Source organism: Proteus sp. G3927 (assembly GCF_963894685.1).
Classification (GTDB): domain Bacteria; phylum Pseudomonadota; class Gammaproteobacteria; order Enterobacterales; family Enterobacteriaceae; genus Proteus; species Proteus mirabilis.
In genome coordinates this window covers 31,255-55,989 of the sequence record NZ_CAWQGX010000030.1, presented here as the reverse complement: position 1 = coordinate 55,989, position 24,735 = coordinate 31,255, and the positions used below count along the sequence as shown (strand labels likewise).

Below are 24,735 nucleotides of genomic sequence, written 5' to 3'. Positions count from 1 at the left end.
AATTCCTTATTTCAATTTCTTTAATATTTCAGCCAGTTTTTTATTACCACCTGCGACAGGTGCCCATTGATAATGAACAACAGGCGTACCACTGGATTGCAGATCGTCAGCAAAACTGCGTAATCCGGCGTTGATCACGGAGATCCCATTTAAAAGTGGTGAAATTTCAGCAGCGGCTTCTACTGGATGTGGCTGGATTAATTCTTTGGCTAACAGTACGACTTCTGGCAAGGTATCCATCACAATAATACCTGCATCTTGTAGCTGTTTTTGTTGCTCACTACGGTTTTGAGGATCTTCCTGCGTACCGGTAATAGTGGCGATAGTAATCAGTGGATTAGCTTCACCACGTTTTTCATTTAATTTTTTAATTTCTTGAATTAATGCACCTGCTGGATCTGACGTTGCACCATAACCAATCACAAAGTCGACCAGTAATACGCCAATATCATGCTTATTACTTAATTCACTAATAAATTTATTGCGAGTAGAAGGATCTATCATTGGATGGGGTTTGCCTTGGGTATAAAAATCATCGCCCATATCAATAATTTTATGCCCTTGTGCATCTAGCATCGTACCTTGCTTATGTTCGTTATCTACCGCCACATTGAGTTGCTCAGATAACAACATCGCGCATTCTGCCGCTAATGTTCCACCCGCATATAATCCAATAATCTTTTTACCTGTCACTTTAGGTAACTGAGCAGCACTATCTTCAACACGTGCTAACGTAGCCGCAATACGCGCCGTTTCGTCTAAGGTGCGAGTAAAATAGATATTATCGTCTTGATATTTCTCTGGTGTTGTTCCTAAGAATTGCGCCACTATCGGTTTATTATGACGCTTCATTTCTGCAATGATTTTTTCACGTACTGCAGGCGCGGGAGGTTTAGAAACAAAAGCAATCACACGGGTTTGAGGATCTGCCGCCAGCATATTAATAGCCGTGATAGCACTAATGCCACCAATTTGCTCGCTGAGATCTCGTCCCCCCAGACCTATTGCATGAGAAACCCCTTGGCGTTGTAATACAATTTGTGAGGTGATCTCTTGAATTCCTGTCCCTGATGCACCAACGATACCAATAGAGCCTTTCGGTGCAATGTTAGCAAAGGCTAAAGGTGCGCCAGCAATATTTGCCGTACCACAGTCAGGCCCCATGACTATCAATCCGTTAGCGGCGGCTTTTTCTTTTAATGCTTTTTCATCAGCAATAGAGACGTTATCGGAAAATAGCATCACATTACAGCCATCTTCTAATCCCGTATCAGCTAATTCTGCCGCATACTCACCGGCAATAGAAATAAGCAACATATTAGCGTTAGGACTTTTTTGTTTAGCCGTACGCCAGCTACGTACAGTGGTTAATTTATTACCACTTTTTTGACCGTTAGCAATATCAGCTAAGGCTTCTTCTAACGCACTGGAGATAGTCTCGATAATAGCGGGATCGTCTGATTCAGCTTTAATCGAAACACAGATATCATTAGGTGTCGCTTCGTTAAAAATGTCATGCCAAAAACCGGTGACATCAAGGAGAGATTTATTCGCTGGTGTTCCCATCATGACGGAAATTTCTTCCACCTCAGGGGCTTCACTTAATTTTCGGGAAATTATCATCAGGCTGACGGAATCCTGAAAGCTCCCTTTTTTAATAAAAGCATGGATCATTATAATATCCTTAACGCATTTAATATATGTAACTGCACATATCTAGTTGCATTTCGTTTTTTTGATAATAAGAAGCCTATTTACTTAATAGCTTAAGTAATATAAATAAAATTCGAGATAGACATGTTTGAAACTCTGTATACAAACATACTGAATAAATATCAAAAAGTAGAGTGATTAAAGTCACAGTTATTTATTGTAAAAAATTTTTATTTAATCAGTCGCTATTTATTAAATAAATTATAATGAGTGAGATGAGTAAAAATAAAAAACACCATATTGAGTAAATTAATTTATATAAAATAAATTAATCATATAATTAGCCATACCAAATGGTATGACAAATCAAGGAATTTATAAGAAATTTAACAAACAAGTAACATAACGCAGTTAGCCGATATTATCAACAAATAAAAAGCACTTTATTAATAAATAAAGTGCCTTAAATAATTTTCATATAAATAAACATAAGTCTACATTTTACTTTTACACCCCTGCTAAAAATAATATTATTGAAAAAAAAGCAAAAATAATGCCTATAAAAATAATATTTATAGGCATTTTAAAATTAATAAGTTTTAAATAAATTCAAGAACAAATTAACGTTGTGAATCTAAAGTTTCATTATTCTTTATAACATCTTGAGCTTTACTATAACTTTCAATTAATAACTGATAAGCAGGGAATATTTGGGTATAAGCTTGAGCCCATTCAGCGGCATCTGCACGGTTCCAAGTTTTTTGCATTTCAGAAGCCACTGCTGCCGTATCCATAGGCACAACACCGGCTTGAACAATACGTGCTAAGGTAATTTCTTCTGCCATTTTGCTATACGTTCCTGATGCATCAATCACAGCAAAAACTTGATAACCTTCAGCAACAGCACTAATTGCTGGGAACGCCATGCAAACACTCGTAATAGTACCAGCAATAATTAATTGCTTTTTACCCGTTGCTTTCACAGCTTCAACAAACTCAGGGTTATCCCATGCGTTAATTTCACCTTTACGGGCAACATATTTAGCATGTGGTGCATTTTGATGAATTTCTGGAATTAATGGGCCATTAGGACCTTGAGGGACAGAAGCCGTTGTAATAACTGGCATCTTCGCTAATGTTGCCATTTTTGCTAATACTGCAGCACGAGCGCGTAATTCCGTCATTGGCATATCACCAACGGTTTGGAATAAACCACTTTGGTGATCGATCAATAACATAACAGCATCATCTGGATTAATAACTGGACGTTGACCATTGAAATTTGCAGGAGTACTCATTTATTTATTCCTTCTAATTAACAAAAACGATTATTAACAATATGAAGAAGATATAAGGAAATAGCGTTAATTATCTCCTCGCTCTCGATATAATTAACAATAGTCAATTAATTAAAAAGTCGGTAGTAGCAATAATGATAAACACTATTCTAAAAATAGAACACTGAAACACTTTTGTCATTGTTCTATTTTTAGAATAATGAAACCTATTTTCCCCTCTACTCAAATCAATATAGCTCATTAGAATACCACCTATAGAAATTTTATAGGAATATCATTATGAAAAAAATTATTGGTGTTTATAAAGCGCCTCGTCAACATTGGGTCGGTGATGGCTTCCATGTACGCTCACTATTTAGTTATGGTGATCATGGTAAATATTTAAATCCATTTTTATTATTAGACAGAGCCGGCCCGACTGATTTCCCTGCCTCTCAAGGCCATAACCGTGGTGTAGGCGAACACCCTCACCGTGGGTTTGAGACTGTGACTATTGTCTATAAAGGGGAAGTGGCACATCACGATTCTACAGGTGAAGGAGGAGTGATTGGCCCTGGAGATGTACAATGGATGACCGCAGCATCAGGTATATTACATCAAGAGTATCACTCTGATGCCTTTAACCAAGCGGGAGGCATACTTGATATGGTGCAGTTATGGGTAAACCTCCCATCTCATGCTAAATCAGCGCCTGCTGGCTATCAGTTACTCAAAGAGAGTGCTATTCCAGTGCTTCCATTAGCGAATGATGCCGGACAACTGCGCGTGATTGCGGGGGAATATCATCAAACTCAAGGGGCGGCAAAAACCTTTTCACCTGTTGACGTTTGGGATATTCAATTGAAAAGTGGTAAATCTACGACCTTACCAAGCAAAAAAGATCGCTATGTGGGATTAGTGATACTCCATGGTAGCGCCTATCTTGATAGCCAAACTCAATTAAATACGGGCGATTTGGTTATTTTAGATAATCAAGGTGGCTCAATTAATCTTGAAGCCATTGAAGATGCGGTTGTGTTATATCTTAGCGGAGAGCCAATTAATGAGCCTGTAGTTGGTTATGGTCCATTTGTGATGAACAGCAAAGATGAAATTAGGCAAGCTATTGATGACTTTAACCAAGGTAAATTTGGTCGTATCCCAAACGAAATATGATTAATACTCTCCTTGCTCTATAACTTTTATAACAAACGGCTGCTCACTTAGAGCAGTCGTTTATATCTATTTTTTACTCTTTATATGGAGCCATATTCTGCGCTAAATAATCTAATAACACTTGAATAGCGGGTAATAAACCTTTTCGTGACGGATACACGGCATGAATAACATCTTTAGGAAAACGCCACTGTGGTAAGACTTCCACCAAAGAGCCATCTGCTAACTCTTTCTCTACGACACTCAATGGTAAACGCGTGATCCCAAGTCCCTTTAATGTTGCTTTATATAAGGTCATCACATCCGTTGTCGCTAATTTAGGTGTAACATGTTGCGTTGAAACGGTACCATCATTATGGGTAAGCGTTAGCGTATACTGCTGCGAATGTTCGCTATTAGCTAAAATAGGATAATCAGTAAGTTGCTCTGGAGAATCAGGCGCACTGTTGGTTGCAAATAATAGCGGATTAGCAACTAAAACACGGCGAGAATAGCCTAATATTTTCATCGTTAAGCCAGAATCATCCAAAGGTAATGCTCTAACTCGTAAAGCTAAGTCAAGACCTTCACTGATCACATCCACAGGGCGGTTAATCGCTAAAATTTGTATATTGATATCAGGATATTTTGCCATAAAATCCACCAAAATATCTTGAATATAAATTTGCAGTAATGCAACTGGGCAAGAGAGTTTTATCGTGCCGTGAGGGTGCCCTTGTGCTGAACAAATAACCTCTTGAGCAATCTCCGCTTGTTCAACGACATTTTTACACTGTTGGTAAAAAGTTTGCCCTATCTTAGTGACATGAAATTGACGAGTTGAACGATAGATCAGCGAGACCTTTAGTCTCTCTTCTAAATCAGCAATACGACGACTAAGTTTTGATTTAGGAATACCTAACGTTTCGGCCGCTTGTGAAAAACCGCCAAACTCCACCACTTTAACAAAATAATAGAGGTCATTTAGATCATACTTCATCGCCTATTACCTATTTAATTGTCATTATATAAAAACTGAATTGTTTCAGCTTCGGAAATTATGATACATATATTATGATCTATTTTCACGCTAATAATATATTATAGGCTGATATTTTAGTAAAATAAAAATAACCATTAATTATAGCAATATAATATAAATAAAAATGGAAATTATTTTAATTCTGTGATGCTTATTTTTAATTACATAACACAATAAAGAATAAAAAAACAGGGATAATTAAAAAGATTATTACTATTTAAATTAATTTAACACAAAACAACTAGCCTGAGTAAACAATAAATCACCTAAACAATAATGACTATAAAACAAATAGTTACTTAAAAACTTAATTACAAACCAAGATGTTAAGATTTAATTTTATTTTTATGATATTAATCAATGTATATTTAAAAATATGTTAATAAGATTATAATTAATAAAAATACTTATTTACATAATCTGTCACTTACAATTATTTCTTACACCTGTTTTTAATGGAATAACCTGATGAATAAATTAACTCCATTACGACCTATGCCTACCTTAATTGCGGTTGCTATTACCCTTATCATTTGGTTTGTTATCCCTGTTCCCCAAGGGGTAGATCCCAATGCTTGGCACTTGTTAGCTCTGTTTGTTGGTACTATTGCGGCTATTATCGGCAAAGCCTTACCTATAGGGGCAGTATCCATTATTGCTATTGCGCTTGTTGCCGCAACAGGCGTCACTAACCCAGACTCAACTAAAGGGGCGATTAATGATGCATTAAGTGGCTTTTCCAACAATCTTATCTGGTTAATCGGTATTTCTATTATGGTTTCAATGAGTCTTAATAAAACCGGATTAGGTGCTAGAATTGGTTACTATTTTATTTCGTTATTTGGTAAAAAAACCATTGGTATCGCTTATTCCCTAGCTATTGCAGAAACGATCCTCGCCCCTGTTACGCCAAGTAATACAGCTCGAGGTGGCGGGATTATTCACCCAATAATGCGATCTATTGCCGATAGCTTTAATTCAAAACCCGAAGAGGGTACTAGTGGTAAGATTGGTCGTTATTTATCGCTAGTCAATTATAATATCAATCCTATCACCTCAGCGATGTTTATTACTGCAACCGCGCCTAATCCTCTTATTGTAAGCTTAATTATCGGTGAAACAGGGTCTGAAAATGAGTTAACTTGGTCAATGTGGGCAATAGCGGCTTTTGTTCCCGCCATTGTTTCATTATTTTTAATGCCGATTGTGATCTACTTTTTATATAAACCAGAGATAACCCATACGCCGAATGCTCCCCACTTTGCCAAAGAGCGTTTAGCTCAATTAGGCCCTATTTCATTGCCAGAAAAAATCACTTTGGGAGTATTTGCACTGTTATTAATTATGTGGGCAGGAATACCCGCACTATTATTTGGTGATGCTTTTAGTATTAATGCGACTACTGCGGCTTTTATTGGTTTATCAATCTTATTATGTACTGGCGTATTAAATTGGGATGATATTTTAAAAAACAAAGGCGCATGGGATACCGTGGTTTGGTTTTCCGCATTAGTAATGATGGCCTCTTTTTTAGGAAAATTAGGTCTAATTAAATGGCTTTCATTAAGTGTTGGTGCCGGTATTGATAGTATGGGGATAAGCTGGGTAAGTGGTATGATATTGCTCGTGCTGATTTATGTCTATTCTCACTATTTCTTTGCTAGCACCACGGCTCATATTACCGCCATGTTTGCTGCATTCTATGCCGCAGGTTTAGCCCTTGGCGCGCCACCAATGTTATTAGGACTTATTTTAGCTTTCTCTTCTTCATTAATGATGTCTTTAACTCATTACGGTACAGGTACTGCACCGATTATTTTCGGCTCAGGCTACGCGACCTTAGGTGAGTGGTGGAAAGCAGGTTTTGTTATGAGCATTGTTAACCTGATTATCTGGATAACCCTTGGTAGTTTATGGTGGAAGGTGCTGGGGTATTGGTAAAATAATAAAAACAAGAATATGATGCCTAATCAGTCTGTTAGGCATCATATTAACTAGCGCCAAAGTTCACACTTTTCGACAATCGTCTCAGAATGGTAATAACTTTCTTTATAGGCTATTCCTTCTTGATCAAAACAGTCATTTATATCCTGAAAAAAATAATTTAATTTAACTTTAAAAATATAAGATAATAAGTAAATTACATCCACATGAATATTGCACTCCCCATTTTCAAAGCGTGATTGATGTTGCTGGCTTACTCCTAATAAAGCACCAAGCTCACTACCCGTCATACCATGTTGTTGTCTTAACATTTTTATTCTTGCGCCAACTATCTTTGATATTTTTTTATTCATAATCGCCTCGAATGACAAAACCATATCGAAAAATATATTATTATCACTCATATAAGATATTTACTGTTGCTGTTGAGTTAGCACTACCAGGCGTTATTTTATTACCTGTTTTTATATATCTTGCTTTCCAACCAAATATATAATCACCGGAGGAGACCCCATTTTGTAGACTATTTTTTGTATTTAGTTTTATCGGGTTATTGTTTTTATCTAATAACTGAATGGCAACACCAGTGGCTCGATTAGTGCCCGATAAGTTTAATTTCCCTGTATTTACATCTATATATCCAGCACTACTTGTCACTGTCGCTTTAATGTTAGTGCCAGCCGCACAGTTTAATGTAATAGGAACATCTACACTTTTACTGACATCACCAATATTTTTAAATTGAGTATCATACCAAGTCCCCATATTAATATTATAATTTGATGATTTTGTAGTACATTTTAATGAATTTATCTTTATTGCATTAAGAGGCAAATAAAGTGAAGTTAAGTTCCAAGTTGTGTTTTTAGGTTGTGTATTATTTTGTACTGCTTGAGCAATCTTGCCCCATTGAAGGCTTCCTGATTGCGTTACTCTGCCTGTTTTTATAATTTTGACTGTCCAATAAGGGGTAAGAAGTCGATAAGAATTGCCACTTGGGTCCTTTGGGTTCAAATACGTTGTATTTAATGCACCTATTCCAGCAAATTTAACCTGTATCCCAATCCCCGCAATATTGGTCTGTGCTATTTTATTGGCATTAGGCAACCAGCCATTAGTATAATTGGCAGTGATTGATGCGTTCCCACACCGCCCATCGTTACCTGAAAAAGTTGTTATAGGCCCATTGGCATAATTAATCTGAAACTCATCTAATACTCTTGTCCCTATATCATCATATTGAATTGAATAGGTTTTATTGGGGATCCGAGCCTGAATATTTTTTAAATTAGGATTTTGAATACAAGCTGCAAAGGCGTCAGCAGAAAAAAAGAAGATTGTACCTAATAAAAAAAGTCTTTTACCCATCAAATGGTTCATTTTTATTTCCCACCATATTTGATATTTTATTTTCTATTTCTATTTTCTCTTCATCATCTAATTGAAAAAGATCACTTAAACTAATACCGAAAAAACAAGCATATTGATAAAGCCTATCTAGACTCACTCGATTAATTCCCCGTTCATATCTTGATTGCTGCTGTTGACTTATACCTATTTTCTTAGCCAATTCACTTAATGTGAGTCCATTTACCCTACGGTAATAAGCGATTTTTTTTCCTACCATCTTTGATGCTGGATAAGAGCGATTCACTTGAAACCCCTTTATGACACATTTAATTATAAATAAGAGTAAATTCAAGATGGCTCTTAAATGATCCCACCGTTATATTATTTCCATAGCCAACCATTCTTGCCGATAAAGCAAATTCCGCATTATGGTTATATTTATTAACAGCCGTCATTAATTTATCATTATTTTTTACAATACCTTTATTATTTTGCATTGCTAAATTTAGTGCTATATCTTTAGCCGTCCCACTATTAATAAAATATTCCGAATAATTAGGAACACTTTGGCCTCTTAAAATCATAGTGACTTTCTCTGTATTAACTGGGCAATTTTTTAATTTTATAGAAAAATCTATCCAGTCTGATGCTTGACCATTTTTAATATTTCTAATATTGATTTTTTTTAAATCAATTAAGTGGTTTTTCGTTTCTAACTCACAAGGTGAGGCTACTACTGATCCATATACATTAATATTAACAGTGTTGCTTAATGCGATAGGAGAATATGAAAATAATAAAAATAAAGTTAGTGATTTCCACATAACACCCTCTTTTTATTGATAAATAAGCGTTGCTGTTATTTTGGCGGACACCGTCCCCGGTGTTGCATTACCTAATTTACTAAATGCTCGTGTTCTTAGTGGAACAGTAACCGATGGTTTACCATTAACCGCGATATATAAATTTTTTCCATTACCTAATGGAATTTCGCCATTACTGTTTTTATTTTGTAATTGAACGGCAATATTTTTTGCCGTCCCCCCATTTTTATATAAATTATTCACATCTGCATTATCAGGCGTTCCAGAAAAAGTCAGCTTTACTTGATTTACCCCCGGAGAACAATCTATTAACTTAATATTAAAATCATTCCAAACAGAACTAGAGTTTACTTTATTAAATAAACTTTCTGGCATCTGTTTCAAATCAATATTAATATTTTTACTACCAGAAACATTACAAGTCGCGGCTTTTATATTTCCAGAAAATTGAAGTGTCACAGTACTTCCTGCAGATGAAAAAAAACTTATTCCAATAGTAGTTATAAGAAGGAAGAGCCTCATTACTTTTATCATTTTACTTTCCTACAGGTAGCAAACATCAATAGCTATAAAAATAACTATGTTTGATATTTAAATTAATTAATAGCAAGTTACAGTGGTTTTATAGAGTCCTAAATAATCTGGAATATCAGATAGATCATAATTTACCTGACAGCTTTCATTGTTGTATTTAATAGTAAAACTTCCTTTCTGTTTTAGCCCTGATAAATAAACTTCTCCATCATTACCTACAATACTATTTAACTGACTATTGTCTTTAAAAATAGCTTGAGCGCCAAATGGTACTGGCTTTTTGTTTTCCAAATTTATCGTCATTAATACACGATAGCCTACATTTGCTGAAAAATTCGCTTTTACTAAAGCCCCTCGACTCGGTAAAACCGTCTGACTGGTAAGTTCCATTTCAGCATTCTCTGGCAATCTTAATGTATCAATCTCGACAGTATTTTTACGATATGGTGTGACATAAGGAACTAATGCATACCCTGAGTTATTAGTCCTAACTCCCGCTTGATTTAATATCGTAATATCACCCGCATTAGGAATATCTACGATTGCCGCGGTTTCTCCCAGTTGCTGTCCAAAAACAACTCCCTGAGAATGAGCAACGACGCTACCGCTCACACCATAGTAAAGATTATGATTATCTTTGCTATAACTGTACCCCCCCGTAATATCACCTAGTTGGCCTTTGTAGGATGCATTGATATTTCCAGAAGATCCTTGATCTTGATTGGTAAATGCTTGTTGCACACTCCAATTTAGTCGATTATTTAACTGAGATGCCGATATACCTACACTTCCTGTACTTGAACTATTATTGTTACTATTCGCATTAAAATTATAATAAAAAGTATTATCAAATACGCTAAAGGGCACATTCACCGAAAAAGCCAACAAATGTTCATCATCATTTTGTCTTTTCTGATCAGAAATATAAGAATGATTAACTGTATTTTTATTGTAGGTATAATTTATTCCATAGCTGATACCTTGCCAGCTATTATTATAACCAAGTGTTGCTGATTGTTTTTTGCTTTTGCTGTTCCAATAATCCTCTTGTATATATCCGATAGCTAAAGAGCCATATTTATCACCTAAATTTTGATTAAGCGTTATCTCCGCACGATGACGGCGTTGCTCAATTTCAGGGCTATAATGAGTACGACGAAAACTATCAAATACTTCAGATAAACTATAAAAGCCACTCGTTGAATAGCGATAACCTGCTAAAGCAATATTGGTTCCTATATTGTTCAAATTCTTGTTATATCTAAACCGATAAGACTGACCTTGTTGCTTCCTTCCATCATTAAAAGTTGACTTAGCCTGTGTAACATCAACAGAAACAGCACCAAATGAGCCTAAATTCTTCCCAACACCTAGGGAGTAAGATTGATAATTTTGACTCAACTGACTTCCCCCATAAGCAGTAGTGCCATAAGGTAAACCATAAACTAATGTAAACTGACCAAACTTCGTTTTATCTACATTATTATCATAAGCACGATATTCACCGCCCGTTACGCTATAAGTGAAATGACCTTCACGCTGTAATACAGGTAAAGAGGCGAAAGGTACGATTTGATGTTGCTCACTACCATTAGCACCCTTAATCGTAACGTATAAATCCCCACTACTACCTGATGGATATAAATCATTAATTTCAAAAGGGCCAGCTGCCACTTCAGTTTGATAAATAGTATATCCATTTTGTTTGATGGTTATTTGCGAGTTACTTTTTGCAATCCCTCTAATGATAGGCGCATAGCCTCTTAAACTTTCTGGATACATCTCATCATCTGTTGATAATTGCATGCCTCGAAACGGAACACTATCAAAAACATCAGATGAAGATATCCCATCCCCTAGTATTAACTGACTTTTTATTTTATTTATATTTCTAGATAAATAGGTATAAAGGGTGTTCCACTTCCCTGATTGATTACTTGTACTCGACCATGTTGTGTAGTTTCTTAAACGCCATGGTCCTAAATTTAAACCTGGTCTTAAATTTATATAATTTGAAGTTGTATTTGAACTGCCATTCTTACGATCATAGTTTTTAGAACCACTATAACTATAGTTTAGTAATAAGGCATTTATACCATTATCAATATTATCTAACTCTATATATCCTCTTGGGTTTTTAGATAATGCAATTTGCGGAATACTTAAATATAACCTTTGTGAATCAAAATCTAATTCACTTTTAGCTTCTGGTATCGCAGACAAATTGACACAGCTAGTATATTCAGAATAAAGCCCAGGATAATCTGTTGTTTTAACCCCAAAGTCATTTAGATCATTTACTGATAAACAAGGTTTAAGCTGATTATTTTTATCTTTATCAAATCTAATATTTTTAGTTAAAATTAAATTAGTGTTAACATAAATATCAACATAATAGTCACCTGCTAGCTGTTGGTTATTCTCAAAAGAAGATAAATCAATAATATCTTTATTTGGCAGCTCTAAAAAATCTGGATCAAAATAGATATCATCTAAATTATTATTTTCTGCATATAATAAAGCTGCATAGCCTAAGTATAAAATGAGGCTAATACATACCTTACTTATTTTCATATTAGAAACCTAATTATTATATTCTAACTTCGGATAAATCCACATTAGCCCCATAATCATTAATAAGCTCCCAGCTTATAAGACCATGTTCATTATTATCATTTATATCAAATGATTTAGTTGAAAAAGGTTTAGCATAAGAAACATCATCAACCAATTTTCCATTAAATTTGATTGTTTGAAAATTCATAAAATAAGGTGTGGGATTATAAACTATGACTTTCCCTCTTTCCTTTGACCAAGATAATTTCTTTTGTTCTTCTTCAAAATTAACGTCTTTTAGACTTTTAGGTCTATAGATCAATTTCATTTGCGTTTTAAATGCAATTTGTAATGAATTTTCTGTTTTTTCTGTAGCAGGGATCGTTTTTATATTTAACCAAAAAAGAGATTCTTGATCACTTGGTAGCCCTTCTTCTGTTAAAAAGATCCTCAATGTATTCTCTTTATCTGGATTCAATCTAAATAAAGGTGGCGTGATCGTAAATTTTGACTGTTTTTTTTCCTCAAAATCATCTATCCATGACTGGATCAAATAAGGCATTTTGTCTGGGTTTTTCACGTTAATGCTGACATTCTTATTGCCTTCATTATAAATTACCCTTGTGCCACTAATAATAACACCTGCATAAGATGTATTAATAATAAATAAAGAAATAAAAAATAGAATAATAGACTTCATATTATCACCATAAAATGATTGTATAATAAGGTTTAAATCCCTTTAAACCTTATGACTTACCTAGTTATTTTTAATTATAATTAATAGTAAATGTTGCATTCGCATTTGCTAAACCCGCAGTGACAGAATCTGTTTTAGCAATATAACGAGCTCTAAAGTCTAAATTATTTTCAACACCTTCTTTTAATGGATAAGTTTTAGATGCGGTAAATAAAGGGACAACGGTATTTGCATCATCCGTAATTTGAATACCGACACCTGTTGCCACTCCCGACTCTTGTTTTAGCGCAATAACAGTATCGTCTCCAGAATAAGACTCTGCATCAAATTTAACAGATGCAGTACTTACTGTTGCAGGGCAATTAATTAATTTAATCGTAAATTTAGTTGCCGCAGCAGTAACTCCGGCACTAGGTAATGCTGTTTTAGATACCTTACCTAAATTAACTTTTAGAGCATCAGATCCAGCTGCTAATTCACATGCGTTATCGATAATTTCTCCTGTAAAATCGATTGTTCCATCTGCAGCTAATGCATTATTCGCGACAAAAATAGACGTTGTAGCAATCAACATTGCAATAAAGCTTTTTCTCATTTATTTCTCCAAATAATTATTTTAAACACATTGAGATAATAGAAATAAGATTAATTAACTCAATACGCGAGTATTATCTATTTATTATTTGAAATAAACAAGTTTCGGTTATTACAGTATAATGTTGATAACATTTTAATATTAAATAGTGTTATTAACTAATAAAACACAGTATAAGTTAAACAATATTTTTTACTTTTAATAAATCTTATTTTTAATAAATTGAAACAAAAATAAAAATAAAAATAAAAATAAAATTTTTCTTTTTTAAATAAAATATTTTTTTGTTTTTTTTATAACTCATATAGTGTTAATCGTATATTAATGTTCAATAAAAATGAGTTTTCTGATTAAAATAAAATAAATTCTAGCTGTATATAAGCTCTAAATGCTTATTTAATCAACACTATGGCTAAAAAACATCAATACTATATTCTAAATACCTGTATAAGTTAGTGATTTACTCTAAAGAAAAGCTAAGAATTTTTTCAAATTTATATAAAAAGCATTATTTATCACAAAAATCACAGTTCGATTGTTTTCCAACCAAAAAAATATTTACTATTCATCTTTAATGATAAAAATCAAAAACCATGCTTTGTAAAAGGAAATGCTTTGGTGTAAAACTAAATTTAGTTTTTACTTATATCGCATTAAGCAAAATTTTCTGCCACGTATCTATTAGGAAGCACTATGAAATATCAAGATGTAACAAAAACCCCCTGTGAGAACGCTTATTTTCTAGTCTTTAATCTTATTAACTCATCGGAAACCCGCCCTACTCTTATCGACTTTTGTAATAATCTATCAGGTCTTCTTCGTAGTATGAGAACCCGTTTCCCTGAATTAGACGTAAGTTGTGTGATGGGATTTGGTGCTGATGCATGGTCTAAACTATTCCCTAATCAAGCTAAACCGCGAGAATTAAATACCTTTAAGCAAATCAACGGCGATGTGTATACCGCAGTATCGACACCTGGCGATCTGTTTTTTCACATACGGGCACTAAAGGTATCCGCTTGTTATGAATTAGCTGCAATTATTAGCCAAAAATTAAACTCTATTGCCACCTCAGAAGATGAAGTACATGGTTTCCGCTATTTTGATGGTCGCTCAATTATTGGCTTTGTGGATGGAACAGAAAATCCTGAGTTTGAAGATGAGCGTGTCGCTTATGCGGTTATTGGTGATGAAGATCCACTGTTTACCGGTGGAAGTTATGCATTTGTACAAAAATACATTCATGATATGGCGGCTTGGGAAAACCAATCTCTCATCGAGCAAGAAAAAGTGATCGGTAGGCATAAATTCAATGATGTTGAACTAACTGATGAAGAAAAAGATCCAGGCTCACACAATGTCGTCACTAATATTCAAGATGAAAACGGTGATGATTTAAAAATCGTACGAGCAAATATGCCGTTTTCAAATCCCTCCAAAAATGAATATGGTACCTATTTTATTGGTTATGCTCGCTATTTCTCAACAACAAACCGTATGTTAGAAAATATGTTTGCAGGAACACCTGAAGGACATACCGATAAACTACTAAAATTTAGTACCCCCGTCACGGGCACATTATTCTTTGTCCCATCTCCGGCGTTTTTAGATGATATAGAATAAAAGTTGATTATCAGTACAAACAAAAAGCTAATAGCAATAGCTCATACACTGCTCTATATTCGGTAAGAACAAGAAAGAGCTATTGCTATTCAATATGATGACGGCATTTACTTACAATATTAAGCGCCTGATCAGTCAACCAATACCCGCAAAATAGCACTTCCTTGAAAACTACCTTCAACAGGGTTTCTTATATCATTAGGATGAAAGGTTGATGTGATAGAAAATGTTTTTGCAGCACCTGCGTTAAGTTTAAATTTACCTTTATATTCGGTATCGTTATATTTCAACTCACAAGAGCCACCATTACCACATTTTGTATAGTTTTCCGTTTTTCCAGAAACAGGTGCACTTCCTATTAATGAAACGGATACTGATGCATCATAATCACACGTTAGTTGATAGTTATAAGGTGGCGTCACATTGTTAATAGATTCTTCTGGGGTCATATTTCCATGAGATAAGTTAATAACTTGGTTTTTAATATTACATTTACTTGTGATACTCACAGGAATATTAATATAACTATTCATATAGGGCTTCATTGCATTACCAAATTGAAGATAACCCGTACTGTTACCACCAGACCCTTTATTTTCTTCATAAGCCCATGCAAAAGGAATATTTAAATTATATGATCCCGGATAAGCCGTCGCTCTGGACACTGCCACAGTTAATGACATAGAACGATCTAACGGAAGCACTGCAGAACCTAATCCCCAAACGGTTCCAACACTATGGCAACCACTCGGTGACTGCTTAGCATAATAATTTGGCCCTACATAAACCTGATTATTGTTATTATTGGTACCTGCTAGTGTCCAAGAGAGATTGGACAAATAATAGCTCAATCCTGATGAATGTTTTTGCCAAGTATTTGTTTGTGGCAATCTAATCCAATAGCGGTAATTTCCTTCTTCTGCCATTGAGCCTGAACCACTACAGTAAGAAGCGATAACCCGCCACCCTTTAACCTGAGGTATGGTCACCTTAATTACACCACTGGCGTTAGCATCTGTCACATTAAGCGCAGGGGCTGTTGCTGATGCAGTACTACCATTTGACGGTACATGCAAAAAATTTTGTTGCCAGCCTACCGCATATGGTGTGGCTAAAGAAAATAAAGCTATTCCTATTAATGTCTTATTCATTTAAACCGTCCTACTTTTTAGGATTACATAAACCTCAGTCTCTGATACTTATCATTGACTCTGTTTTAGGTTTAGTTATAAACAATGCTTAATGATGCGGAGGCCGTAAAATTTCCAGGAGATAAATCAGCAGTACCTGTTTTAAAAGGAACAGCAGTAATAGTAAATTGGCTCCTGTCTTGCCCTGTATTAGAAAAACCTTTTGTAATGGCATAACCTCGAGGGGCTGAACCATTCAAACGCAAAGGATTATTCTCATCAACACTCTCTCCTTGATATAAGGCAAGGCCAAATCGATTTGAATTCACGCTATCTGCGGAAACTTTAAGCACATTATCAGGCGCTCCAGCTAACTGAATGCCAGATACTTTGACGTAAGGTGAGCCCTTAAAATAAGTACATGTAATAGGAATATTTTTTGTGATAGCGCTTGTTTGACCATCGACTTTATAAGTCATTATTTGATTAAAAGAAAACTGTATAGGGATATTATTATTAACAACACAAGGTGGAACATAAATAGCGCCTGTAATAGCTATATTTATATCAACTGCCCGTGCAGTTCCTGATAGTAAATATAAAAAAATAGGCAGTATAAAATATTTACTTTTATTCATAAGAAACCTCAAATTCTACCGTGGCATTATAAACTCCAGGTACAACACTTTTTTCCTGTATTGCTTTTGGTGTCGCTTCAACAAATGCATTAAAGGTTAGCAACATCGTGCCATCGTTAAGTTGAGTTCCATTTCCACCGTTATGGTTTTCACCTAAAGTAATACGTTGGTTTCCATCTATATCAATTAATCCAATGGCTAACTTACTTTTATTAACGCCAGAAGAAAGTGTAAGGTACTTTTGTTGTTCAGCCCCCATCTCTGGCTCTGGCTGCCCATTAAATTTAATTTTCACTGATTTCCATAACGATTTTGCATCACATTGGATCAGTTTAATGGTAAATTTTTCTGCAGGTCTAACCGCAGGATATTTCCAATAATCCCTTGGTGTGCTATTTAAAAAAACCACATTTTGATTTAAACTTGGCTGATCAATTCTACATGGCGTATCAATCAAAGTACCATCAAAATTCATTGTTGTAGCCGCATTTGCAACAGGTAAAAAAATAAGCATAAAAAATAATATTTTTACCCATTCTCTATAAAAATAAATAACCATATGATCTACCTTAAATTAATTATACTGCAATTTAAGAGTTAATATATTTAACTTCCGGTCAAGAATATTTCTCTTTATTTCATCTGAAAAGAGGTAATTCAAAATAACATTATCTTTATAATGCTTTAATCTATTCATTCTTATATCAATATTTTCTACGTTATCGTTGATTTTATTTGTGAAACTTAACACACTAGTAAACGCAGGTTTACTATTTGAGCTGTTTTTAAAATCACTATAAATATTACAACCACCAATAACGACATCAATATCTTTTATGTATAGCTCTTTTAAACTAATTTCATTCGAAATAAGCTCACAAGGAGCATTTAAAAATGAGCCTTTTATATATATAAAACCATGTTGATTTTTTTCATTTTGATTATAAAAATCAATTTTTGCTCTATTAATATTAAAGAATGATTTATCTCGAGCAACAGGTTCTGCAAAGCCAATTTGAGAAATAAAAAGGCCATTAATGTAAAGCATCAACATAAAAATAAATTTTCTATTCTTCACCTTTCTATCTCCAAAATCAGTTTTTATTTTTTCTCTGCTACACAACGATTAGCTTGACATTGAAATTTAATTGTCGGTCTTCCACCATAATCATTTATATAAGATAAGTATGGCGTTGAGTACACTTTACTATTAACCCTTTGTGATGATTTAGGGGCAATCATGACTGCATTAAACTCAGAATCAACCGCTTCTTTCTTTGAACCACCAATACCGAATACAGTGACGTAATAAGGTGTTGGATTCTCTATTTCATAACCGTCAGATAGCTTATTTAAAACTAATTGATCTTGCCAAATAGCATTTGGCTCTCTCAATATTTGTTTCGGTCTATAAAACAATTTTATTTTTGTATGTAAGGCAATTTGTAATACATTATTGTCTTCAGCTTTAGGTGGAACTTCTCTAACATTAAAATAAAATAATGTTTCTCTATCGTTAGGTAACTTTTCAATATCTGGTGTCGCAGATACTTTAATTAACGCTTTATCACCAGGCTCTAATCGCTGAACTAATGGTGTGGCAATTAATGGCCCTAGCTCAATTTTTTCATTCTTATCATTTTCAATCCATGTTTGGGCTAAATAAGGTAATTGTTTATTATCATTAGTAATATTAATAACTAATGCATTTGACCCACCTTCGTATATAGCTCTTGTTCTATCTAAAGAAATTGCTGCATAGGAGTTTGATGTAACCATTAATCCTAATAATAAAAATGATATTTTTTTCATTTCAAGACCTTTGTCGTTTATTAATTACCGATATTTATTTTTCACACAATAATAATATCTTATTACTCGGTTCTATTTTATTTGGAAGTTTAGCGACACATTGTTGTTCAGCTCCCCAAGATACTCTAATTTCTTCATTTGGGTTAATACCTGTTAGCCAAGCAAAACCATCATCACTAATTATTCCTAGCTCTCGCCCTTTAGCATTACTAATTATTGAACCAAATGGTGGATAAGAGTTATCAGCTAACCTAATTATTGCAAAGGCCTTCTCACCTTTTAACACTTCAAATTTTCTATAACCAATAGCACCTTCAGTTAATGAAGATTCTACAATCGCCTGTGTCGCTTCTATATTATTAGGTAATTTAGTTAAATCGATCGTTGTTTCATTGCGATAATAACTATTAATATCGGTAACAACACCATAACCCCAATTATTGGTTGTTACACGGCCACCATCGACTGGTACTCCTGCAACACCTTCAGTATCAACTAATAAGCGAGTACCACCATTAAATCCATCTGGGTGAAGTGCTGCTCCTTTAGCGGTAATCGTTAAGCCCCCATTAGCAGAAAAACCAAATGATGAGGTATTTTTATTTGAGATAGTAGCATTCGCATTAATATTAGCGATTGAAGTATAGCGTCCATAATAGCCAGAGAAGCTTGAACTACTATCCATATCATCGCCATATGTCGTTGAAACATTTAAATTATAATTAGCTAAGTTATCTTCAGTGGTATTAAAGTACCCTATATTATGCGTATAGTTCCCCGAATTTCTTGAGCCATCATAATTTATAAATCCTCTATTATTCTCTAATGGAATACTGACTCTTGCAAAGAAGACATCATTATCTTTGCCATAGTATTTAGATCTCGATGCAGATAAATTTAATGAAATATTTTTAACTGCAAAAACATCCATATATTTATTTAAGTTAATAGAATAATAATCGGAATTACTTTGATCCCAATATGTCTGATGATTATATTGCACCCCAATTGATGTGTTATATTCAGAAAGACCTTTATTAAAGGTTACTGTATAGAGTTCTTTCTCTTTTCCAGTAAAATCATCACGATAACGTGCATCTAAATAATTTTGCATCGTCATATAATTACGTTCATTAAATCGGTATCCAGCGAAGGTTACATCCGCATCCAAATTATCAAAACGTTTAGAGTAACTGACTCGCCATGACTTACCTTGCATAGTGCCACGATCAGGTAATCGTGCATAAGATTGTGTAATATCGGCAGATACCGCACCGAAAGCGAACATATCGCGCCCAACCCCAAGTGCTACACTATTATAATCACCGGCGAAAATGGTACCACCATACATAGTCCAAGCATTACTTAAACCAAAAGCAGCTTCAGTCGTACCAAATATAGGTCCTTCTGTATTATGTAATTTATCTCTAGAGCGTCCTGCAACAACCTTATAACGAACTTGTCCCGGTCTTGTTAAATAAGGAACATAGGCTGTATCAATTTGAAATTTATTCGTCTTTCCATTTTGCTCAATAATCTCAACATCCAATTTACCACGCACCGAACTGTCTAAATCTTGAATGGCAAATGGACCTGCGGGTACTGTTGAATCGTAAAGAATACGTCCTTGATGCTTAACAACTACCCTTGCGTTAGTTTCAGCGATCCCTGTAACTTGTGGTGCATATCCCCTTAGTTGAGGAGAGAGCATCCGATCATCACTTTCTAAACTAATCCCCGTATAACGCCAGGAATTAAATATATTGGAGTTTATAAAGTTTTCACCGATGGTTAGGTTAGACTTTAAACTGCGGATCGCGCGATATCCATAAACTCGAGTAAAATTTAATAAATCTTTATTGTTTTCCGCATCACCAGAGGTTCGATTATAATTCCCTTGATAATCAGAACGAATACGCCAGCTACCGAAGTTATAACCAACAGTACCATTGTAATAAATACTTTGCGTATTGCTTCCTTCATGAGGGATATTAACATTGGTGTTAATATTATAATCAAGGATCAAACCTGAGATCCCATCATCCCAGCGAGATGGTGGTAACCAAGTAGCACTTGTATACTCAAGCCATATTTGAGGTATTTTAATTGATAATATACCTTCATTTAATTTTGTTGTAACTTCAACACCATCTAGGCTTAATAAGTCAATACATTTTCCATCATTCCATGTTGGTAGATTATTTTCTATTTTTTCCTTTAATCCTAAAGATGAAATAATATCACCTGTTAAACAGGCTTGAGATAACAGTTTTTTATTTTCATCTTGAGATTTGTTTTCTCTTTCTAATACGTTAACAGTATATGTTGATGAACCGATCCCTTGTCCATTAAGTACTAAGTTTAGCTGATATTTACCCGGTAAAATATAACCGGCTTCACTAAACCTAGCAAAGTTAATATTATCTTTAGATTTAGAGTCAACAACATCTAAGTTAAACTCTACAGAATATACATTTTGAGAATAAATTATAAATAATATAGTTGCCAAAATGCTTGTAGATCTTCCACTCATATTCTCTCTGTTCATATTGGCTAATAACCTTAATTATTTAAGTCTTAAAGTTTTAATGAGAAGTTGAAAGCAGCTAATCATTCATAATTTATTTTGAATAAAACGCTTGCATAATAATCACCAGGAGTAATTACATCCAACTTTTTTACAACGTCTATTTTGTAATATAGATATGTATTATCCCCATCAACATATATTAATGGTAATGACTCTCCAGAATTAGCGCTATATCCATATTCATCTATTATTTTAAAATAGACTTCATCACTGTTATTAAATGAAAATAAATCAGCTTTAGATCCACTAACATCTGAATAAAATGTTAAAGTAACGCCTTTCACTTTATCGATATTTTTAGTCTTATTAATAAATTGGCAATCAGATAATTTTATTTTTATTTTTTTACTCGCTAACAAATCATCATTATTGTTCATTTTATTAACAGGTATAGTACCTAGATCAACCAATTGGTATTTACTATCCATATCTAATGTGCAAGCAGGCGAAATTACTTTTCCTAAAAACTTTGCTGTTCCTTGCCACCAAACTTTATCTGATGGGATATATTTATCCAATACAGCTCCGCTTGCATATGTTGAAAAGATTTTAGTGAAAAATAATAATATTATGATTTTTTTAAACATAGATTTTGGCCTTAAATAATCGAGAGCAGATTAACTGCTCTCGTTAAATTTAATATGTTTTATTCATAGGCTAATGTGAAGTTTGTTGTAGCGTTAAACTCACCTTCAGCAATTGTTCCGTTTGTTGCTTTCTTAGCCCAAGCTGTATACATCAGCGTATTATCATTATTACCCAGTGCTTGTAATTCACCTGCTTCATTGAATTTAACCATTGAACCAGTTGTCGTTCCTGAAATAACAATAGCAGTCCCTGTATTACCAGTTGTTGCTAATTCTTCTGTTGCACCAGTAATAGTATTTCCATTAAAGGTTACTTTTACGCCTTTATAAGAACCAGCAGCACCAGTATCAGAACCGGCTTTAGTTAAATCACAATTAACTAATTTAATTGGGATTTGTTTAACTTGAGAAATACCATCTTTCTCTAATAGGCTTTTGCTGATTTGACCAAAATCGATAGCTTGGTTAGCACTTTCGGTAGCAATACCACAAGGTGCATCAATAACTTTACCAGTGAAAGTAATAGTACCATCACCTGAAGCTGCTTGAGCAACAGTCGCAGAAAAAGCCATTGATGCAATAGCGAACATCGCTAATTTATTCAATTTCATATTTTTACCTTTATATTTAACGTAGGAATTAAAGCGTTAAAAAATTAACTATGATATATAGTTACACACATTATCCTCATCCCATCCAGAGATGATATTGTTACTTCCATTACTTTTAAAAACTTATGACTATTTAAATTTTTATATAAAATTTAAACTGTATTTGTACAGATGATATAAATCATCTAAACACGCAAATAGAATGGAAACGAATCACTATTTTTTAATTTATGTTTTATAATATCTACGACAAGAACTTTTCGATAAAACTCAGACCAGTCAGCATCCAATAATTTTAATATCATATCTAATGTTTCAATATTGATACTTGTTATTCCATTTTCATATCTTGATATTTGTTGCTGACTCACATCAAGTAATTCGCCTAATTGGGCTCCTGTTAGAGATTTACGTATACGAGATTCTCTAATAAAATTTCCAATATTCTTCCTTAATAATAAAGAATCAGATCCTCTATTCTTATCGATATTCATGAAAAGCCACCTTCGTATATGTAAATTACCACTTACTTTATTCTCATTAATAAATTTAAATAGAAAAATTTAAAATACGATTTACATCTGATTTGCAGAGACAATAGTTTGCTTATCAATTTATGTAAACATGTTTAAAACGATAGATAATCAAAATACGATAGTTTACAACTATTGTTTGTTAAATATTTATCTATTTTTTGTTTCATGCATGTAGAAAAAAATGAATAAATTCAATAGTAAAATTACTTAGTCTAAATTCGTTAATAAATGCAATTTTACACGCACTACGTGTTAATTATTTTCACTTAAGTTAAATTAATTTAGTTTGCTTTAATTTTTGCGATATATTTACAATCAAAAAAAGAGCATCTCAATAAGATAAAATTAAGTAATTGATGTTTTTTTAATAATTACAACGTTCATTTTGCTTAAAATAACACGGCTATATTGATTAGATATCCCCATCAAAGTGGGTAAAAATTATGATGAGAAAAATCGGTTTTGCTCAAATTCGCAAATCAATTTTTTTAAAATCATACTAATTCAGATATAAAAATAGCTGGTGTCTATCTCAAAAATAAGATTAGTAACAGGGTTTACTGACAATGTCGATTAAAAATCAGACGACCAAGCAGAAAAAGAAGATGTAAAATGGGTTGGATAATGTGAGAAAAGACAATATGGGGGCTTAAAGATAACGCCCAATAAACCATCTGGGCGTTTAATCGTTTCATTATATCAAGTCAGATCATTACTTATTTATTTGCGTCCTTTTTTAAGGTCTCAAATTGTGTTTGATTTAGGCCAAAATCGCCAAATTTAAGTAACGCAGGATCATGGAAGTCACTACCGCCACTTTTTAGCAAACCAAATTTATTAGCATAGTTTTGGGTCAGTTCATAGTCGATAGGTTTCATTCTAGAATGACTTATTTCTAATCCTTTCAATCCAAACTGGACATATTTTTCTATTTCATCATAGTTGTCATAGACACATGGGTGAGCAAGTATAGGAATACCACCGTCTTGTAAGATAGCAGCAATTCCTTCATCAACAGGGATATACCCCATTTTTAAGTCTGTTTCTATTTTTGTTTTAGAGCCAAAAAGTTGTTTATAACGCTCTTTGGTCATTTCCTCTGGATATTTTTCTCTCAATGCTTGGAATATATTCATTTTAAAAACGATATTATATTTTGAGAACTTTTTCGCATCTTCATAACAAATATCGTAGCCTTGTTGATTGAGAGATAATATTAATTCTCGGTGAAACTGATCACGACAGTTGAGAGTGTTATCACACAGCTTGTCAACGTTGGGCGTTTTTTCGTTAAGCCAAAGTCCCACTACATGGACTTTTTTATAAACGTCAAAGTCATAACAACTCATTTCAACACCTTTGACGATATTTAATCCAAGACGCTCCCCTTCTCGGTAAATTTCGTCGTAATGATTGGTAGTATCGTGATCGGTGATCGCAATAGTCTTAATGCCGTTTCTAAATGCATTTTCAAGGACATCTTTTATTTCACAAACACCATCACTATGGTTTGTGTGAACATGTAAATCAGCATAGATCATGAAGAAGTACCTCTGTTAATTCTTCCATTAAAAATAG

At 33.8% G+C, this 24,735-nt stretch carries 24 protein-coding genes; 3 read left to right on the top strand and 21 right to left on the bottom strand.

Annotated elements, in window-relative coordinates; genetic code table 11:
* Positions 1-6: 6 nt before the first annotated feature.
* Together AACV00_RS13460 and AACV00_RS13455 are read right to left on the bottom strand one after the other, a co-directional pair.
* Entirely contained in the window at positions 7-1,674 is a 1,668-nt protein-coding gene (locus AACV00_RS13460) for an acyl-CoA synthetase FdrA (RefSeq protein ID WP_004244301.1), read from the bottom strand.
* 599 nt (positions 1,675-2,273) lie between these two features.
* Entirely contained in the window at positions 2,274-2,951 is a 678-nt protein-coding gene (locus tag AACV00_RS13455; RefSeq protein WP_004244302.1) for a hydrolase, read from the bottom strand.
* A 279-nt stretch (positions 2,952-3,230) separates the two neighbouring features.
* On the opposite strand from AACV00_RS13455, the gene AACV00_RS13450 reads away from it, so the two are divergent.
* Positions 3,231-4,106 carry a pirin family protein gene (locus AACV00_RS13450; RefSeq protein WP_017627887.1) on the top strand — a complete coding sequence of 292 codons (876 nt, stop codon included), beginning with the start codon at positions 3,231-3,233 and terminating at the stop codon, positions 4,104-4,106.
* Positions 4,107-4,179: 73 nt separating this feature from the next.
* Here AACV00_RS13450 and AACV00_RS13445 read toward each other — a convergent pair whose 3' ends face one another.
* Positions 4,180-5,085 carry a LysR substrate-binding domain-containing protein gene (locus AACV00_RS13445; protein WP_161680369.1) on the bottom strand — a complete coding sequence of 302 codons (906 nt, stop codon included), beginning with the start codon at positions 5,083-5,085 and terminating at the stop codon, positions 4,180-4,182.
* Positions 5,086-5,595: 510 nt separating this feature from the next.
* On the opposite strand from AACV00_RS13445, the gene AACV00_RS13440 reads away from it, so the two are divergent.
* Positions 5,596-7,068: an anion permease gene (locus tag AACV00_RS13440; protein WP_012368283.1), complete on the top strand. Its 1,473-nt coding sequence runs from the start codon at positions 5,596-5,598 to the stop codon at positions 7,066-7,068.
* Positions 7,069-7,121: 53 nt separating this feature from the next.
* Here AACV00_RS13440 and AACV00_RS13435 read toward each other — a convergent pair whose 3' ends face one another.
* The 8 genes from AACV00_RS13435 to AACV00_RS13400 form a co-directional block, all read right to left on the bottom strand.
* Positions 7,122-7,475 carry a helix-turn-helix domain-containing protein gene (locus AACV00_RS13435; RefSeq protein ID WP_004244307.1) on the bottom strand — a complete coding sequence of 118 codons (354 nt, stop codon included), beginning with the start codon at positions 7,473-7,475 and terminating at the stop codon, positions 7,122-7,124.
* On the bottom strand, positions 7,468-8,451 hold the full coding sequence (locus tag AACV00_RS13430) for a fimbrial protein (protein WP_129623595.1): 984 nt from the start codon (positions 8,449-8,451) through the stop codon (positions 7,468-7,470). The genes AACV00_RS13435 and AACV00_RS13430 overlap by 8 nt, the downstream gene beginning before the upstream one ends.
* Positions 8,432-8,725, bottom strand: a complete 294-nt coding sequence (locus tag AACV00_RS13425; RefSeq protein WP_036920127.1) for a helix-turn-helix domain-containing protein — start codon at positions 8,723-8,725, stop codon at positions 8,432-8,434. The genes AACV00_RS13430 and AACV00_RS13425 overlap by 20 nt, the downstream gene beginning before the upstream one ends.
* A 22-nt stretch (positions 8,726-8,747) precedes the next feature.
* Positions 8,748-9,245 (bottom strand): fimbrial protein, encoded by a 498-nt coding sequence (locus AACV00_RS13420; protein ID WP_004244312.1) that lies wholly within the window; start codon positions 9,243-9,245, stop codon positions 8,748-8,750.
* Positions 9,246-9,257: 12 nt separating this feature from the next.
* Positions 9,258-9,779, bottom strand: coding sequence for a fimbrial protein (locus AACV00_RS13415; RefSeq protein ID WP_161680367.1), 522 nt, complete (start codon positions 9,777-9,779; stop codon positions 9,258-9,260).
* A 66-nt stretch (positions 9,780-9,845) separates the two neighbouring features.
* Positions 9,846-12,353: a fimbria/pilus outer membrane usher protein gene (locus AACV00_RS13410; protein WP_161680365.1), complete on the bottom strand. Its 2,508-nt coding sequence runs from the start codon at positions 12,351-12,353 to the stop codon at positions 9,846-9,848.
* Between the two features lie 16 nt (positions 12,354-12,369).
* Positions 12,370-13,035 (bottom strand): fimbrial biogenesis chaperone, encoded by a 666-nt coding sequence (locus AACV00_RS13405; RefSeq protein ID WP_004244317.1) that lies wholly within the window; start codon positions 13,033-13,035, stop codon positions 12,370-12,372.
* A gap of 70 nt (positions 13,036-13,105) precedes the next feature.
* Positions 13,106-13,630: a fimbrial protein gene (locus tag AACV00_RS13400; protein WP_004244318.1), complete on the bottom strand. Its 525-nt coding sequence runs from the start codon at positions 13,628-13,630 to the stop codon at positions 13,106-13,108.
* Between the two features lie 693 nt (positions 13,631-14,323).
* Here AACV00_RS13400 and AACV00_RS13395 point away from each other — a divergent pair.
* Positions 14,324-15,253, top strand: a complete 930-nt coding sequence (locus tag AACV00_RS13395; protein WP_004244320.1) for a Dyp-type peroxidase — start codon at positions 14,324-14,326, stop codon at positions 15,251-15,253.
* Positions 15,254-15,384: 131 nt separating this feature from the next.
* Here AACV00_RS13395 and AACV00_RS13390 read toward each other — a convergent pair whose 3' ends face one another.
* From AACV00_RS13390 to AACV00_RS13345, 10 genes are all read right to left on the bottom strand, one after another.
* Positions 15,385-16,404, bottom strand: a complete 1,020-nt coding sequence (locus AACV00_RS13390; protein ID WP_004244321.1) for a hypothetical protein — start codon at positions 16,402-16,404, stop codon at positions 15,385-15,387.
* 71 nt (positions 16,405-16,475) lie between these two features.
* Positions 16,476-17,021 (bottom strand): fimbrial protein, encoded by a 546-nt coding sequence (locus tag AACV00_RS13385; RefSeq protein ID WP_004244322.1) that lies wholly within the window; start codon positions 17,019-17,021, stop codon positions 16,476-16,478.
* Positions 17,014-17,580 (bottom strand): fimbrial protein, encoded by a 567-nt coding sequence (locus tag AACV00_RS13380; protein ID WP_004244323.1) that lies wholly within the window; start codon positions 17,578-17,580, stop codon positions 17,014-17,016. Before AACV00_RS13380 ends, AACV00_RS13385 begins: the two co-directional genes overlap by 8 nt.
* 15 nt (positions 17,581-17,595) lie before the next feature.
* Positions 17,596-18,099 (bottom strand): hypothetical protein, encoded by a 504-nt coding sequence (locus AACV00_RS13375; RefSeq protein WP_004248673.1) that lies wholly within the window; start codon positions 18,097-18,099, stop codon positions 17,596-17,598.
* Between the two features lie 23 nt (positions 18,100-18,122).
* The gene (locus tag AACV00_RS13370; protein ID WP_004244325.1) at positions 18,123-18,833 is read right to left on the bottom strand and encodes a fimbrial biogenesis chaperone; all 711 of its coding nucleotides are present in this window, start codon (positions 18,831-18,833) and stop codon (positions 18,123-18,125) included.
* Positions 18,834-18,867: 34 nt separating this feature from the next.
* A complete protein-coding gene (locus AACV00_RS13365; protein WP_004248675.1) occupies positions 18,868-21,366 on the bottom strand; it encodes a PapC/FimD family outer membrane usher protein in 2,499 nt (832 codons plus the stop codon).
* A 77-nt stretch (positions 21,367-21,443) separates the two neighbouring features.
* Complete coding sequence (locus AACV00_RS13360) at positions 21,444-22,010, bottom strand: fimbrial protein (protein ID WP_004248677.1); 567 nt, start codon at positions 22,008-22,010, stop codon at positions 21,444-21,446.
* 59 nt (positions 22,011-22,069) lie between these two features.
* On the bottom strand, positions 22,070-22,621 hold the full coding sequence (locus AACV00_RS13355) for a fimbrial protein (RefSeq protein WP_004244332.1): 552 nt from the start codon (positions 22,619-22,621) through the stop codon (positions 22,070-22,072).
* Positions 22,622-22,806: 185 nt separating this feature from the next.
* Positions 22,807-23,115 (bottom strand): helix-turn-helix domain-containing protein, encoded by a 309-nt coding sequence (locus AACV00_RS13350; RefSeq protein ID WP_004244333.1) that lies wholly within the window; start codon positions 23,113-23,115, stop codon positions 22,807-22,809.
* Between the two features lie 758 nt (positions 23,116-23,873).
* Positions 23,874-24,698, bottom strand: coding sequence for a PHP domain-containing protein (locus AACV00_RS13345; RefSeq protein ID WP_004244334.1), 825 nt, complete (start codon positions 24,696-24,698; stop codon positions 23,874-23,876).
* Positions 24,699-24,735 lie beyond the last annotated feature (37 nt).

What these genes read in the sequence shown, in the direction of transcription:
- AACV00_RS13395 (WP_004244320.1), top strand. Translation starts at nt 14,324, where the DNA reads ATGAAATATCAAGATGTAACAAAAACCCCCTGTGAGAACGCTTATTTT.
- AACV00_RS13405 (WP_004244317.1), bottom strand. Translation starts at nt 13,035, where the DNA reads ATGAAGTCTATTATTCTATTTTTTATTTCTTTATTTATTATTAATACA.
- AACV00_RS13440 (WP_012368283.1), top strand. Translation starts at nt 5,596, where the DNA reads ATGAATAAATTAACTCCATTACGACCTATGCCTACCTTAATTGCGGTT.
- AACV00_RS13455 (WP_004244302.1), bottom strand. Translation starts at nt 2,951, where the DNA reads ATGAGTACTCCTGCAAATTTCAATGGTCAACGTCCAGTTATTAATCCA.
- AACV00_RS13445 (WP_161680369.1), bottom strand. Translation starts at nt 5,085, where the DNA reads ATGAAGTATGATCTAAATGACCTCTATTATTTTGTTAAAGTGGTGGAG.
- AACV00_RS13435 (WP_004244307.1), bottom strand. Translation starts at nt 7,475, where the DNA reads ATGAGTGATAATAATATATTTTTCGATATGGTTTTGTCATTCGAGGCG.
- AACV00_RS13345 (WP_004244334.1), bottom strand. Translation starts at nt 24,698, where the DNA reads ATGATCTATGCTGATTTACATGTTCACACAAACCATAGTGATGGTGTT.
- AACV00_RS13350 (WP_004244333.1), bottom strand. Translation starts at nt 23,115, where the DNA reads ATGAATATCGATAAGAATAGAGGATCTGATTCTTTATTATTAAGGAAG.
- AACV00_RS13365 (WP_004248675.1), bottom strand. Translation starts at nt 21,366, where the DNA reads ATGAGTGGAAGATCTACAAGCATTTTGGCAACTATATTATTTATAATT.
- AACV00_RS13420 (WP_004244312.1), bottom strand. Translation starts at nt 9,245, where the DNA reads ATGTGGAAATCACTAACTTTATTTTTATTATTTTCATATTCTCCTATC.
- AACV00_RS13450 (WP_017627887.1), top strand. Translation starts at nt 3,231, where the DNA reads ATGAAAAAAATTATTGGTGTTTATAAAGCGCCTCGTCAACATTGGGTC.
- AACV00_RS13360 (WP_004248677.1), bottom strand. Translation starts at nt 22,010, where the DNA reads ATGTTTAAAAAAATCATAATATTATTATTTTTCACTAAAATCTTTTCA.
- AACV00_RS13370 (WP_004244325.1), bottom strand. Translation starts at nt 18,833, where the DNA reads ATGAAAAAAATATCATTTTTATTATTAGGATTAATGGTTACATCAAAC.
- AACV00_RS13380 (WP_004244323.1), bottom strand. Translation starts at nt 17,580, where the DNA reads ATGGTTATTTATTTTTATAGAGAATGGGTAAAAATATTATTTTTTATG.
- AACV00_RS13460 (WP_004244301.1), bottom strand. Translation starts at nt 1,674, where the DNA reads ATGATCCATGCTTTTATTAAAAAAGGGAGCTTTCAGGATTCCGTCAGC.
- AACV00_RS13355 (WP_004244332.1), bottom strand. Translation starts at nt 22,621, where the DNA reads ATGAAATTGAATAAATTAGCGATGTTCGCTATTGCATCAATGGCTTTT.
- AACV00_RS13385 (WP_004244322.1), bottom strand. Translation starts at nt 17,021, where the DNA reads ATGAATAAAAGTAAATATTTTATACTGCCTATTTTTTTATATTTACTA.
- AACV00_RS13390 (WP_004244321.1), bottom strand. Translation starts at nt 16,404, where the DNA reads ATGAATAAGACATTAATAGGAATAGCTTTATTTTCTTTAGCCACACCA.
- AACV00_RS13410 (WP_161680365.1), bottom strand. Translation starts at nt 12,353, where the DNA reads ATGAAAATAAGTAAGGTATGTATTAGCCTCATTTTATACTTAGGCTAT.
- AACV00_RS13415 (WP_161680367.1), bottom strand. Translation starts at nt 9,779, where the DNA reads ATGATAAAAGTAATGAGGCTCTTCCTTCTTATAACTACTATTGGAATA.
- AACV00_RS13430 (WP_129623595.1), bottom strand. Translation starts at nt 8,451, where the DNA reads ATGAACCATTTGATGGGTAAAAGACTTTTTTTATTAGGTACAATCTTC.
- AACV00_RS13400 (WP_004244318.1), bottom strand. Translation starts at nt 13,630, where the DNA reads ATGAGAAAAAGCTTTATTGCAATGTTGATTGCTACAACGTCTATTTTT.